Origin of the sequence: Actinokineospora globicatena, from assembly GCF_024171945.1 — a bacterium.
GTDB lineage: Bacteria > Actinomycetota > Actinomycetes > Mycobacteriales > Pseudonocardiaceae > Actinokineospora > Actinokineospora globicatena.
On the sequence record NZ_JAMTCR010000005.1, the window covers coordinates 19,886 to 33,188 of the forward strand.

The window sequence follows — 13,303 nt, forward strand, 5'->3', positions numbered from 1 at the left end:
TTGTCCACAGGTGGAGAGTCACACCCGCCCGGTCCTCCCGGAGTGTCGGTGTCGACCCTTACGGTTGTGCCGTGGCCGAACCCCGCGTCGAGGTGCGCCGGAGCAAACGCAGAACCCGCACCGTCACGGCGTACCGCGAAGGTGACACCGTGATCGTCCTCATCCCGGCGAGGCTGTCCAAGAAAGAGGAAGCCCACTGGGTGCAGGAGATGCAGCGCAGGCTGCTGCGCAGCGAGACCAAGCGCCGCTCCCCGGCCCGCACCTCGGACTCCGCCCTGCTCGAACGCTGCGGCGAGCTGTCCGCCAACTACTTCAGCGGCCAGTGCCTACCCCGCTCGGTGCGCTGGGTCCCCCCGATGCGCACCAGGTGGGCCTCCTGCACCCCCGTCGACCGCACCATCCGCGTCAGCGAACGCCTGCGCGAGGTCCCCGCCTGGGTCCTCGACTACGTCCTGGTGCACGAACTCGCCCACCTGCTGGTCCCCGGCCACGGCCCCGACTTCTGGGAACTGGTCCACGCCTACCCCAGGACCGAACGCGCCGTCGGCTACCTGGAGGGCCTCTCCGCCGCCGCTGGCTGGGGGATCTCGACGGTGGAGTAGGTCGAGCTCGCTAGCTGGGACTTCACGGAATGACGCGAGGTCGGGTGCCGGTGGGTGAGCACCGGGACCCGACCTCGGTTGCACCTACTTGTCGTCCCCGGTCTTGTCTTCCTCGGGCTTGTCTTCGTCCGCGGCGCGTTCGGACTGTTCGGTGCGTTCGAGTTGGGCGATCGGGTCGTCCGCCGGGGTGGCGCCGAGGCGTTGGGTGAAGTCGATGGGTTCGTCGAGGTCTTCGGCGGTGGGCATGAGGTCCGGGTGGGCCCAGAGGCCGTCTCGGGTGGTCATGCCGTGCTGGTCGGTGATCATGCGCCAGAGGGCGGTGGCGGCGCGGAGCCTGCGGGGGCGCAGTTCCAGGCCGACGAGGGTGGCGAAGGTCTGCTCGGCGGGGCCGCCGGAGGCGCGGCGGCGGCGCATGGTCTCGCGCAGCGCGTCGGCGCCGGGGAGGCGGTCGGTGACGGCCTCGCCGACGACCAGGTCCACCCAGCCCTCGACCAGGGCGAGCAGGGTCTCCAGGCGGGCCAGCGCGGCCTGCTGCTCCGGGGTCGTCTTCGGCTCGAGCATGCCCGACTGCATGGCCTGCTCGATGGTGGCCGGGTTCGCCGGGTCGACCTGGGTCGCCAGCTCCTCCAGCGCGGAGATGTCGACCTTGATGCCGTTGGCGAACTCCTCGACCGCACCGAGCAGCCGCTGCCGCAGCCACGGCACGTGCGCGAAGAGCCGCTGGTGGGCCGCCTCGCGGGCGGCGATGAACACCATCACCTCGCTGGCCGGCCGCTCCAGGCCCTTGGTGAACTCCTCGATGTTGGCGGGCAGCAGCGCCGCGGTCGCGTCCGGGCCGAGCGGCAACCCGATGTCGGTGACCGTCAGCACCTCCGACCCCAGCTGCGCCAGCGCGTTGCCCAGCTGCGACCCGAAGGCCATGCCGCCCATCTGCCCGACCATCGCCAGCAGCGGACCGGCCTGCGCCTTGGCCTCGGCGGGCAGCGCCTCCACCCAGGCACCGGCCATCCGCTTGGCCACCGGGTCGCACAGCCGCTGCCAGGTCGGCAGGGTGTGCTCCACCCAGTCCTTGGCCGTCCACGCCTTGGTGCTGGTGGCACCGGCGGGCAGCGTCGTCACCGGGTCGAGCCACATCTCGGCCAGGTGCACCGCGTCGGTGACCGCCGTGTGCGCCTCCGCGGGCGCGGTGAACCCGATCTGCCCGGCGAGCTTCTGCACCGCGATCTGCTTGGCCAGGTCGTAGTTCACCGGACCGCTCGACGTGCTGGCCTGGCTCATCATCTGGCCGAGCTGGCTGAGCATCTGCCCGAGCTGGTCGAACGGGTTCTCCTGGCCGTCGCCGCCCTGCTTGCCACGGTCAGGGTCGTCGGGGTTCGGCATGTTGAAGCCGAACGGGAACTCGTTCATGTGTCCACGGTACGCGGCATTCGGGCACGCGCGCCGTCCGGTGATCCGCCCTCGGCGAACGCACGTACCCTGTGACGTCGTGAGCACCGCACCCGAGTCACCCACACCCCCGCCACCGAGCCCGGACGCGCGGCTGGTGCGCGCGGGCCTCACCCGGCGCGGGTGGACCATCGTGGTCAGCGCCGTGCTCACGGTCGCGTTCCTGCTGGTCGGCCTGCTGGTGCCGATCCCCTACGTCTCCCTCGGCCCCGGCCCGACCTACGACACCCTCGGTGACGTCGACGGCGTGCCGATCGTGCGCATCGAGGGCGAGCAGAGCCACCAGACGACCGGTCAGCTGCGGATGACCACGGTGTCGGTCAACGACGAGATCACCCTGTTCGGCGCGCTCGGCCTGTGGGTCAGCGGCCGGTACGCGGTCGCCCCGCGCGAGGACTACTTCCGCCCGGGGGAGACCGAGGAGCAGATCGAGGAGCAGAACACCAAGCTGTTCCAGGACTCGCAGAGCAACGCCGAGATCGCCGCGCTGCGCCACCTCAAGTACCCGATGAAGGTCATCGCCGAGCAGATCACCTCGGGCGCCCCCGCCGACAAGGTGCTCGCGCCGGGTGACCAGCTGCTGGTGGTCAACGGCAAGAACGTCACCGCCGCCGGTGACGTGCGGGCCGCGCTGGCGGGCACGACACCCGGGCAGGGGATCTCCATCACCTACAAGCGTGAGGGCAAGGAGCAGACGGCCACCATCACGCTGGCGAACGCGACCGACTTCGGCCAGGAGAAGCGCGACGAGGGCTTCATCGGCCTCGGCGCGGGCGAGCGCCCGGACGTGGCCTTCAAGACCACCATCCGGTTGCAGAACGTCGGCGGCCCGTCGGCTGGCCTGATCTTCGCGCTGGCCATCGTCGACCGGCTCAGCGACGACGACCTCGCCGGTGGCGCCACCATCGCGGGTACCGGGGAGATCGACGCGGCGGGCAACGTCGGCCGCATCGGTGGCATCCCGTTCAAGATGGTCGCCGCGAAGGAGGCGGGCGTCGAGGTGTTCCTGGTCCCGGACGGCAACTGCGCCGAGGCCAAGGACAACGCGCCCGAGGGGCTGCGCCTGGTGCGGGTGTCCACCCTGGACGGCGCCGTCCAGGCGCTCAAGGACATCAAGGCCGGTCGACCGGTGCCGAGCTGCTAGCGGAAGGTGTCGAGCAGCGCCGTGGTGAGGTTCTGCGCGAGTCCGGGGTGCTCGACGATCTCGTCGACGCCATCGGCGACCGAGCGCAGCCGCAGCACGCAGGCGACGGACCCGTCGCGCAGCACCGCGGCCACCAGCCGGGCCTCCCGCGCCGCCGGGTGGCTGGCCGCCACGGCGCTGACCGCGTCGGTGTCCGCGTCCGGCAGTTCGGCCTCCGCCTCCGGGGGCAGCATCACGATCTCCTGCGCCAGCGCGCAGCCCAGGACCGCTTCGGGCCACAGGATCGTGCCGAGCGCCGCGCCGAGGTCGCCGTCGGGCAGCGCGTCCTGCGCGATCGGGGTCAGCGCCGCGTCCGGGTCGACCTGGCCGACCAGGTCGGGCTGCTCGCGCAGCAGGTGCCCGGTCGGCACGAGCGCGAACAGCTGCGGCGGCTGGTCCCAGCCCCCGGTCGCGACGAACTCCTCCACCTCGCGGGCGGCGGTCGGCAGGTCCTGGGTGCTCACGCCGGACATGGTGGCAGGGCCCGCGCGGCCCGCGGGCACCCGGGTTGTCCACAACGCGCCGAGCCATCCACACATTTCGGACACCCGCGCGGGAACCCGGACCGGCCCTAATAGAGTTGAACAACCAGGACGGCCCAGCTCGTCCGTGGTGAACGTCGAAAGCCAGCGAACCTGGAGCGTGCCCAGTGGCCACTCGGCCCCCGATCGGTCTGCCGAAGCTGTCCCGGCGCAGTCGGATCTTGCTCATCATCGCCGCCGCGCTGATCCTGCTGCTGTTGGTCGGGTCCCGGTTGCTCAGCACCTACGTGAACTGGTTGTGGTTCGGTGAGGTCGGGTTCACCTCGGTGTTCACCACCGTGCTGTGGACCAGGATCGCGCTGTTCTTCGCCGTCGGCGCCCTCGTCGGCGGCGCCCTCGCGGTGAGCCTGTGGGTGGCCTACCGCACCCGCCCGGTGTTCGTGCCGGTGTCGAGCGCGGACGACCCGCTCGCCCGCTACCGCTCCACCATCGTGCAGCGGGTCCGGCTCTTCGGCATCGGCCTGCCGGTGATCATGGGCCTGATCGCGGGCTCGGCGGCGCAGTCGGACTGGCAGCAGATCCAGCTGCTGCTCAACGGCGGCGACTTCGGCGTGCGCGACCCGCAGTTCCAGATCGACATCGGCTTCTACGCCTTCACCCTGCCGTTCATCACCTGGCTGATCAGCTGGCTGTTCGTCACCGTCGCGGTCGCCTTCTTCGGCGCGCTGGTCACGCACTACCTGTTCGGCGGGATCCGGCTCGCGGGCAAGGGCGGTCAGCTCGCCGCCCCGGCGCGCATGCAGCTGTCCATCACCGCGGGCGTGTTCGTGCTGGTCTACGCGGTCGACTACTTCTTCGAGCGCTACGAGCTGCTGTTCAACAAGCACGACCTGTTCAGCGGCGCGAACTACACCGACCTCAACGCGGTGCTGCCCGCCAAGCTGATCCTGATGTTCATCGCGGGCTTCTGCGCGGTGGCCTTCTTCGCAGGCGCGTTCCTGCGCAACCTGCAGCTGCCCGCGATCGCGACCGCGCTGCTGATCCTCTCCGGCATCCTGGTCGGCGCGGCCTGGCCTGCGGTCATCCAGCAGTTCTCGGTGCGGCCCAACGAGAACACCAAGGAATCGCTGTCCATCCAGCGCAACATCGAGGCGACCAGGTTGGCCTACGGGCTCACCGACAAGACGGTGAAGACCGAGGACTACGCGGGTACCACCGACGTCTCGCCAGCCAAGATCCGCTCGGAGCAGAGCAGCTCCAACACCATCTCCAACGTGCGCCTGCTCGACCCGAACATCCTGGCGCCGACCTTCACCCAGCGCGAGGGCCGGGAGAACTTCTACGGCTTCCCGGAGAAGCTCGACGTCGACCGCTACACCATCGACGGCAAGACCCAGGACTACATCGTCGCCGCGCGCGAGATCAAGACCTCCGGGCTCACCGAGACCCAGGGCGGCTGGATCAACCGGCACATGGTCTTCACCCACGGCAACGGGTTCGTGGCCGCGCCTGCCAACACCATCAACTCGGCGCTGCAGGACTCCAACGACCAGGGCGGCTACCCGGTCTTCAAGGTCAGCGACCTGACCAACGACGGCCCGATCAAGGTGACCCAGCCGCGCATCTACTTCGGTGAGCTGGCGACGGACAACTACGCCATCGTCGGCGGCAAGGACAACGGCCGCCCGCTGGAGTACGACACCTCCACCAGCACCTTCGGCTACACCGGCGCGGGCGGTGTGCCGATCGACGGGCTGTTCAACAAGCTCGTCTTCGCCGCGCACTACACCGAGCGCAACATCCTGTTCTCGTCGCAGATCGAGGACGGCGCCAAGATCATGTACAACCGCAACCCGCGGGACCGGGTGAGCTCGGTGGCGCCGTGGCTGACCCTCGACGGCGACCCGTACCCGGCGGTGGTCAACGGGAAGATCCTGTGGATCATCGACGGCTACACCACGCTGGAGAACTACCCGTACGCGCAGCGGACCTCGCTCGGCGAGGCGACCACCGACTCGCTCGACGGCGTGGTCCGGCAGGACAACCGCACCATCAGCTACATCCGCAACTCGGTCAAGGCCACCGTCGACGCCTACGACGGCACGGTGAAGCTGTACTCGATCACCGACGACGACCCGGTGCTCAAGGCGTGGCAGGGGGTCTTCCCCGGCACGGTGCTGCCGTCCTCGGAGATCTCCGACGACCTGCGCTCGCACTTCCGCTACCCGGAGGACCTGTTCAAGGTCCAGCGCGAACTGCTCTCCAAGTACCACGTGTCCGACGCGGTCGAGTTCTTCTCGCAGAAGACCTTCTGGAACGTCCCGGCCGACCCGACCGAGGACGGCGCGTCCAACGCGGCCAACAACGGCGCCAAGCAACCGCCGTACTACGTGCTCGCCCAGGCGCCCGGCCAGACCAAGGCGACCTTCCAGATCACCAGCGCGCTGAACTCGCTCAACCGGCAGTTCCTCGCCTCCTGGGTGTCGGTGTCCTCCGATCCGGCGGACTACGGGCAGATCAGGGTCTTGCGACTACCCACCTCCGGGGCGGCCCAAGTGGAGGGTCCCGGTCAGGTGCAGAACCGGTTCCAGACCACACCGGAGGTCGCGGAGAACCGAACGCTGTTCAACAACCCCAGTGTCGCGCCAAGGTTCGGCAACCTGCTGACGCTGCCGGTCGCGGGTGGTCTGCTGTTCGTCGAGCCGATCTACATCCAGCGCAAGGACGCCAACGCGTTCCCGCAGTTGGCGAGAGTCCTGGTGTCCTTCGGCAACAAGGTCGGGTTCGCGCCGACCATCGATGAGGCGCTCGACGAGGTGTTCGGCAAGGGCACCGGTGACATCGCGCCCAAGCCGGGGGAGACACCGAACCCACCGAGCAGCACCTCAGCGCCGTCCACAACGCCGACCACGACCCCATCACCGGGCACCGGGGGCAGCGAGCTGGACCAGGCCGTGCAGTCGCTCAACGCGGCGATCGCACACCTGCGCCAAGCCCAGCGCGACGGTGACTTCACCGAGCAGGGCAAGGCGCTGGCCGAACTGGACGCCGCCGCCAAGCAGTACGACGAGGCCAAGGCGAAGGCGGGCGGCCAGACGACCGCACCGTCCTCGCCGGGCGCATCACCATCGCCCACACCGGCCCCAGGCGGCTGATCCCGCACCACTCACGGCAGGCCCGCCCCGCACCCGCGGTGGCGGGCCTGCCGCCTTTTCCGGGCCGCTGAGCGCCCAAAACGGACCCCGGTGGTGACCCCACTCACCTAAAGCCACCCTGATTTGCTGCCAGGCCACCACGCGTGTACTGTTACAACTACCGACGCGGGGTGGAGCAGCTCGGTAGCTCGCTGGGCTCATAACCCAGAGGTCGCAGGTTCAAATCCTGTCCCCGCTACAAGGCTGAGGCCCCTTATCCACGGAAAGCGTGGATAAGGGGCCTTTTCGCATTGTATTTGGGGGGCGACCCCCCACGCCCCCACGGTGCGAGGGGGGCGTAGTGCGAGGGACGAGCGCGTAGCGGGGCTGGGGGGCGCGTAGTGCGAGGGGCGAGCGCGTGGCGGGGCCGGGGGAGGCTCGCTTGGGCCTGGGGGCCCTGCGCATCGAGTGGGGTGGGGTAGCGCGAGGGACGAGCGCGTAGCTGGGGAACTCGCTTGGGCCTGGGGGCCCTGCGCATCGAGTGGGGTGGGGTAGCGCGAGGGACGAGCGCGTAGCAGGGGAGCCCGCTCGGGCCTGGCGGCCCGGCGCATTGAGTGAGTGGCGGCGGGGTGGTGCGGAGGGCGTGGGGTGGGGTTAGGGGGATTGGGGACCCCGGTGAAAGTGGGTTGTGGGGGGTGTGTAGAGTGGTTTTTACCACCGCGGGGTGGAGCAGCTCGGTAGCTCGCTGGGCTCATAACCCAGAGGTCGCAGGTTCAAATCCTGTCCCCGCTACAAAGGATTATGGCGGTACTTCCAGGAATGGGAGTGCCGCCATTTTCTATTTGGGGCGGAGTGGGTGTGCGGTGTGGTGGGTGGGGGTGGACGGTCCTCTCGGGTGGGAGGGGGACGCGGGCGATGGTGAGGGTTTGTCATCGTCTGGTCCGAGGGGGCGCTCGGGGGGGTTTTCGCGCGGGTGCGGGATCAACTGGGGGTTAGTCCTCAGTGGACGTTGCGGGGGGCGGGTGGCGCGGCGCGGGGGGTGGGGTGGATGCGCGTGCATCGGCACGCGAGGGTGGGTGATGCGTTTGGGTGGAACAGATGCGCGGGCGGGGTCCATTCAGGACCAGCAAAGAGGTCTTAGTGTGACAGTCGCGAGGTGAACGCACTGGCTGGGCGGGTGTGGACCGGCGGTTTCCGGTCCTGAAGCTGCCGCCGTCAGGGTGATCTGGACCACAATGGCGGGTATTTTCCGGCGGAAACCCGCGTCCTGCGCCGACTACGGTTCGCCCACCCACCACTGGGCCGAACGGGTAGCCCGCTGGGAAGAGATCCACTCCTTCGGGGGAGCAAGCCCGCCGAGTCCACGTGGGATAGTCCGGTTTTGGGCCAACCGTGGACACCTGTCGTCCGCTGATCGGTCCCGGGTCGGATGTCCATCGGGGTGTCGCGGTCGATCAGCCACTGTGGACTGGCGCACATGGCCACTGTGGACAGCACGGCCGTGTCGTGGGACCGTGGTCTTGTGTCTGAACTGAATGCGACCGCCGCCGCCCTGCTCGGCCTGCTGCACGAGGGCCCGCAGACCGGTGGCCAGCTGGTGTCCGCCGCAAGGGAGCGCTTCGGCTCCTTCTTCAGCGTGACCCGCAGCCAGGTCTACCGCGAACTGCCCGCGCTCGCCGACGCCGGTCTCGTCCGGCTGGGCAAGCAGGGTCCCCGTTCCAGCCAGCAGTACGTCATCACCGCGGCTGGCAAGAAGGCCTTCAAGACCTGGCTCGGTGGCGAGCCCGGTCCCGACCACCTGCGCAGCCCGCTGATCCTGCGCCTGGTGCACGCGAGCACGCTGACCGCCAAGCAGCGGGTCGGCCTGATCGACTCGGCCAAGCAGGTCTACAACGGCGAGCACGAGGCGGCCAAGACCGCCGTGAAGACCGCCGAGGACCCGTACGCCAAGGCGATCGCCGAGTTCGGCGTGGCGCGGGCCAAGGCCGTGCTGAAGCTGCTGGACTCCATCCCCAAGTCCTGACCCGGCTACCGCCGCAGCGGCGGCGCCCGTGTCCGCGTAGTCTTTTCCGACGTGAACCCGGACGTCGCCGCTGACCTCAAGGAACTGTCCACCTCGCTGGCCAACGTCGAGGCGGTGATGGACCTTGAGGGGTTGCGCGCGCAGATCGCGGACCTGGAGGAACAGGCGGCTCGCCCGGACCTGTGGGACGACCCGGACTCGGCGCAGAAGGTCACCAGCAAGCTCTCGCACCGCCAGGGTGAGCTGCGCAAGGTCGAGGACCTGCGCTCGCGGCTCGACGACCTCGCGGTGCTCTACGAGCTGGCCGAGGAGGGTGGCGACGACGACGCCACGGCCGAGGCCGTCGCCGAGCAGGACAAGCTCAAGGCCGACATCTCCTCCCTCGAGGTGCGCACCCTGCTCTCCGGCGAGTACGACGGCCGCGACGCGCTGGTGACCATCCGCTCGGAGGCCGGTGGCGTCGACGCCGCGGACTTCGCCGAGATGCTCATGCGCATGTACCTGCGGTGGTCGGAGCGCCACGGCTACCCCATCGAGGTCTACGACACCTCGTACGCCGAAGAGGCGGGCATCAAGTCGGCCACGTTCAAGATCGCCGCCCCGTACGCCTACGGCACCCTCTCCGTGGAGCAGGGCACCCACCGGCTGGTGCGCATCTCGCCGTTCGACAACCAGGGCCGCAGGCAGACCTCGTTCGCCGCGGTCGAGGTGGTCCCGGTGGTCGAGCAGACCGACCACGTGGACATCGACGAGAAGGACCTGCGGGTCGACGTGTACCGCTCGTCGGGTCCCGGCGGGCAGGGCGTCAACACCACCGACTCCGCGGTCCGGCTGACCCACATCCCGACCGGCATCGTGGTCTCCTGCCAGAACGAGCGCTCGCAGCTGCAGAACAAGGCGAGCGCGATGGCGGTGCTGCAGGCCAAGCTGCTGGAGCGGCGCAGGCAGGAGCAGCAGGCCAAGATGGACGCGCTCAAGGACTCCTCGAGCGGGTCGTGGGGCAACCAGATGCGCACCTACGTGCTGCACCCGTACCAGATGGTCAAGGACCTGCGCACCGAGCACGAGGTGGGCAACCCGGCCGCCGTGCTCGACGGCGACATCGATGGGTTCCTGGAGTCCGGCATCCGCTGGCGCAAGACCGGCGTGTGACCGCCTGGCCACCATCGGTGACCAGCGCGGACCGTAACGGGCACCAAGGCTACGGCTCGATAACAACCGAAGGTAGACTCGCCGACCGTGATCCGGCTCGAACAGGTTTCCAAGGTCTACAAGACCTCCACCCGGCCTGCCCTGGAGAACGTTTCCGTGCAGGTCGACAAGGGTGAGTTCGTCTTCCTGATCGGCCCATCGGGCTCGGGTAAGTCGACCTTCCTCCGGCTGCTGCTGCGCGAAGAGGTCCCCAGCAAGGGGCGCGTGTACGTGGCGAACTTCGACCTGACCAGGATGGCCCGGCGCCGGGTGCCCCGGCTGCGCCAGTCCATCGGCTGCGTCTTCCAGGACTTCCGGCTGCTGGCGAACAAGACCGTCGCCGAGAACGTGGCCTTCGCGCTGGAGGTGATCGGCAAGCCGCGGCACACCATCAAGAAGGTGGTGCCCGAGGTGCTGGAGCTGGTCGGCCTCGAGGGCAAGGCCGAGCGGATGCCGCACGAGCTCTCCGGCGGTGAGCAGCAGCGGGTGGCCATCGCCAGGGCGTTCGTCAACCGGCCGCTGATGCTGCTCGCCGACGAGCCGACCGGGAACCTGGACCCCGACACCAGCCAGGACATCATGCTGCTGCTGGAGCGGATCAACCGCACCGGCACGACGGTCCTGATGGCGACGCACGACCACTCCATCGTGGACTCGATGCGCCGCCGGGTCGTGGAGCTCGACCTCGGTCGCGTCGTCCGCGACGACGCCAGGGGCGTCTACGGCGTCGGTCGATAGCCGAGTCTGAGTCACCGCCGCCCGCCCCCTCGTCCCCGCCCGGCATCGTTCCCGACCTGGCGAGCCGGTCGTCGCCAGCGGGACGTGACCGAACGCAGTAGCCCCAGCCCGCCAGCACCACCCCGGAAACAGCGAGGAAGCCCAGCCCGATGCGTGCCAGCTTCGTGTTCAGCGAGGTCGTGACCGGTCTGCGCCGGAACATCACGATGACCATCGCGATGATCATCACGACCGCCATCTCGCTGCTGCTGCTCGGCGGTGGCCTGCTGGTGGTGCGGATGATCGACAACACCAAGGAGCTCTACCAGGACAAGGTCGAGGTCAACATCTACCTGACCAACGACGTGTCCGCCTCGGACAAGGACTGCAAGGCCGACCCCTGCCGGGGGCTGCGCTCGCAGCTGGAGTCCGACCCGGCGGTGGAGCGGGTGGAGTTCGAGAACCGCGACCAGGCCTACGAGCGGTTCAAGCGGATCTTCGAGGCGCAGCCGGAGCTGGTGAAGCTGGCCCGCCCGGAGGCGCTGCCGTCCTCGTTCAACGTCCGGCTCAAGGACCCGGACCGGCCCGAGGTGATCATCCAGACCTACAAGGGCAAGGCCGGGGTCGACTCGATCGGCGACCAGAGCCAGTTCCTGGACCGGTTCTTCAGCGCGCTCAACGGGGTGCGCAACGCGACGTTCTTCATCGCGGGCGTGATGGCGGTGGCGGCGCTGCTGCTGATCTCCAACACGGTGCAGCTCTCGGCGTTCACCAGGCGGACCGAGGTCGGCATCATGCGGCTGGTCGGCGCGACCCGGTGGTACACGCAGCTGCCCTTCCTGCTCGAGGCGGTGGTGACCGGCATCATCGGCGCCCTCGTGGCGATAGCCATGCTGGTCGGCGCGAAGCTGGCCTTCCTCGACGACGTGCTGGCGCAGCCGATCAAGTCCGGTGTGGTGAAGTCGGTCGAGGCCGGTGACCTGGCCTTCGTCTCGCCGATCCTGCTGCTGATCGCGATCGGCGTGTCCGCGTTCACCGGCTACGTCACGCTGCGCCTGTACGTCCGCACCTGATCCGGCCCGTGCTGCGTAGAGTTGACCGTCATGGCTAAGGAACGCGGCCGTAAGGCGATCGTCACCAACCGCAAGGCCCGGCACGACTACGCGGTCATCGACACCTACGAGGCCGGTGTGGTCCTGGTGGGCACCGAGGTGAAGAGCCTGCGGGAGGGCAGGGCGTCGATCGTCGACGCCTTCGCCACCGTCGACGACGGTGAGGTGTTCCTGCGCAACCTGTTCATCCCGGAGTACACGCAGGGCACCTGGACCAACCACGAGCCGCGGCGCACCCGCAAGCTGCTGTTGCACCGGGCCGAGATCGGCAAGCTGATCGGCAAGATCAAGGAGTCCGGGGTCTCGCTGGTCCCGCTGTCGATGTACTTCTCCGACGGCAAGGTCAAGGTCGAGCTGGCGCTGGCCAAGGGCAAGAAGGCCTACGACAAGCGGCAGGACCTGGCCAAGCGCGACGCCAACCGGGAGATCGCCAAGGCGGTCGGGCGCCGGGCCAAGGGCATGGGGTAGGTGGACGGGCCGCCTGGCACCGACGCCGAGGTCCCGGACTGGTTTCGGGGTCTCGGGGTGCCGGGGTTGGTCGACCTGCACGTGCACTTCCTGCCCGAGCCGGTCCAGCGCAAGGTGTGGGCGTACTTCGACCAGGCCGAGCGCACCTACGGCACGGCGTGGCCGATCCACTACCGGACGTCGGAGAGTCAACGGGTGGCGACGCTGCGCGACCTCGGCGTGGTCCGGTTCGCGCCGCTGGTGTACCCGCACAAGCCCGGGATGGCCGAGTGGCTCATCGAGTGGGTGGCCGAGTTCGCCGCGCGCGTGCCCGAGGCCGTGTCGACCGCGACCGTCTATCCCGAACCGACGGTGTCGCGGTACCTGGAAGCCGCTCTGCGCTCGGGCGCGCGGTGCGTCAAGGCTCATGTCCAGGTCGGGGCCTACGACCCGCGAGACGCCCTCCTGGACCCAGCTTGGGGCATGCTGGCGGACGCGGGTGTACCCGTGGTCGTGCACTGTGGACACGGTCCGCTTCCGGGCGATTACACCGGGCTGTCCGTCTTCGAAGAGGTCCTGCGCCGCCACCCCCGGTTGACGCTGGTTCTGGCGCACGCGGGCATGCCGGAGATCTCCCGGGCGTTGGACCTGGCGGAGCGGTACCCGCGGGTGCACCTGGACACCACGATGGTCGGGGTCGGGTTCACCCTCGGGTCGAACCCGCTGCCGCCGGACTGGACGGCTCGGCTGGTCGACCTGGCCGACCGGGTGGTGCTGGGCACGGACTTCCCGAGCATCCCGTACCCGTACGCCGAGCAGTTGCGGGCCATCGCGGACTGGGCGCAGGCCCCTGGCCTGGGTGAACCGTTCCTGCGGGCGGTGTTGCACGACACGGGGGCCCGGCTGCTCGCTCAGGGCGAACACCCCGGGGGAACATAGCCCCGCTCAGGGAAGTTGACGTGATCA

The 13,303-nt window shown here is 69.2% G+C and carries 11 protein-coding genes and 2 tRNA genes; 11 read left to right on the forward strand and 2 right to left on the reverse strand.

Annotation, left to right across the window (positions count from 1 at the left end; translation table 11 throughout):
- The first annotated feature begins 71 nt into the window (after positions 1 to 71).
- Positions 72 to 602: a M48 metallopeptidase family protein gene (locus LV79_RS23730; protein WP_253840467.1), complete on the forward strand. Its 531-nt coding sequence runs from the start codon at positions 72 to 74 to the stop codon at positions 600 to 602.
- Between the two features lie 84 nt (positions 603 to 686).
- Here LV79_RS23730 and LV79_RS23735 read toward each other — a convergent pair whose 3' ends face one another.
- On the reverse strand, positions 687 to 2,009 hold the full coding sequence (locus LV79_RS23735) for a zinc-dependent metalloprotease (protein ID WP_253840468.1): 1,323 nt from the start codon (positions 2,007 to 2,009) through the stop codon (positions 687 to 689).
- A 79-nt stretch (positions 2,010 to 2,088) separates the two neighbouring features.
- On the opposite strand from LV79_RS23735, the gene LV79_RS23740 reads away from it, so the two are divergent.
- Positions 2,089 to 3,192 (forward strand): YlbL family protein, encoded by a 1,104-nt coding sequence (locus LV79_RS23740; RefSeq protein ID WP_253840469.1) that lies wholly within the window; start codon positions 2,089 to 2,091, stop codon positions 3,190 to 3,192.
- Here LV79_RS23740 and LV79_RS23745 read toward each other — a convergent pair.
- Positions 3,189 to 3,704 (reverse strand): PPA1309 family protein, encoded by a 516-nt coding sequence (locus LV79_RS23745; RefSeq protein ID WP_253841173.1) that lies wholly within the window; start codon positions 3,702 to 3,704, stop codon positions 3,189 to 3,191. The two genes, LV79_RS23740 and LV79_RS23745, sit on opposite strands and share 4 nt — an antisense overlap.
- 176 nt (positions 3,705 to 3,880) lie before the next feature.
- On the opposite strand from LV79_RS23745, the gene LV79_RS23750 reads away from it, so the two are divergent.
- From LV79_RS23750 to LV79_RS23790, 9 genes are all read left to right on the forward strand, one after another.
- On the forward strand, positions 3,881 to 6,868 hold the full coding sequence (locus LV79_RS23750) for a UPF0182 family protein (RefSeq protein WP_253840470.1): 2,988 nt from the start codon (positions 3,881 to 3,883) through the stop codon (positions 6,866 to 6,868).
- Between the two features lie 164 nt (positions 6,869 to 7,032).
- Positions 7,033 to 7,106 (forward strand) — tRNA-Met (locus LV79_RS23755).
- Between the two features lie 459 nt (positions 7,107 to 7,565).
- Positions 7,566 to 7,639, forward strand: a tRNA-Met gene (locus tag LV79_RS23760).
- Between the two features lie 730 nt (positions 7,640 to 8,369).
- On the forward strand, positions 8,370 to 8,870 hold the full coding sequence (locus LV79_RS23765; RefSeq protein WP_253840471.1) for a PadR family transcriptional regulator: 501 nt from the start codon (positions 8,370 to 8,372) through the stop codon (positions 8,868 to 8,870).
- Between the two features lie 51 nt (positions 8,871 to 8,921).
- Positions 8,922 to 10,022 carry a peptide chain release factor 2 gene (gene prfB / locus LV79_RS23770; protein WP_253840472.1) on the forward strand — a complete coding sequence of 367 codons (1,101 nt, stop codon included), beginning with the start codon at positions 8,922 to 8,924 and terminating at the stop codon, positions 10,020 to 10,022.
- Between the two features lie 87 nt (positions 10,023 to 10,109).
- Positions 10,110 to 10,799: a cell division ATP-binding protein FtsE gene (ftsE, locus tag LV79_RS23775; protein WP_092783152.1), complete on the forward strand. Its 690-nt coding sequence runs from the start codon at positions 10,110 to 10,112 to the stop codon at positions 10,797 to 10,799.
- A gap of 149 nt (positions 10,800 to 10,948) precedes the next feature.
- Positions 10,949 to 11,851, forward strand: a complete 903-nt coding sequence (gene ftsX / locus LV79_RS23780; protein WP_092783155.1) for a permease-like cell division protein FtsX — start codon at positions 10,949 to 10,951, stop codon at positions 11,849 to 11,851.
- 30 nt (positions 11,852 to 11,881) lie between these two features.
- Positions 11,882 to 12,358, forward strand: coding sequence for an SsrA-binding protein SmpB (smpB, locus tag LV79_RS23785; RefSeq protein ID WP_092783158.1), 477 nt, complete (start codon positions 11,882 to 11,884; stop codon positions 12,356 to 12,358).
- Positions 12,359 to 13,276 (forward strand): amidohydrolase family protein, encoded by a 918-nt coding sequence (locus LV79_RS23790; RefSeq protein WP_253840473.1) that lies wholly within the window; start codon positions 12,359 to 12,361, stop codon positions 13,274 to 13,276. It abuts the gene before it with no gap.
- The last annotated feature ends 27 nt before the right edge of the window (positions 13,277 to 13,303 follow it).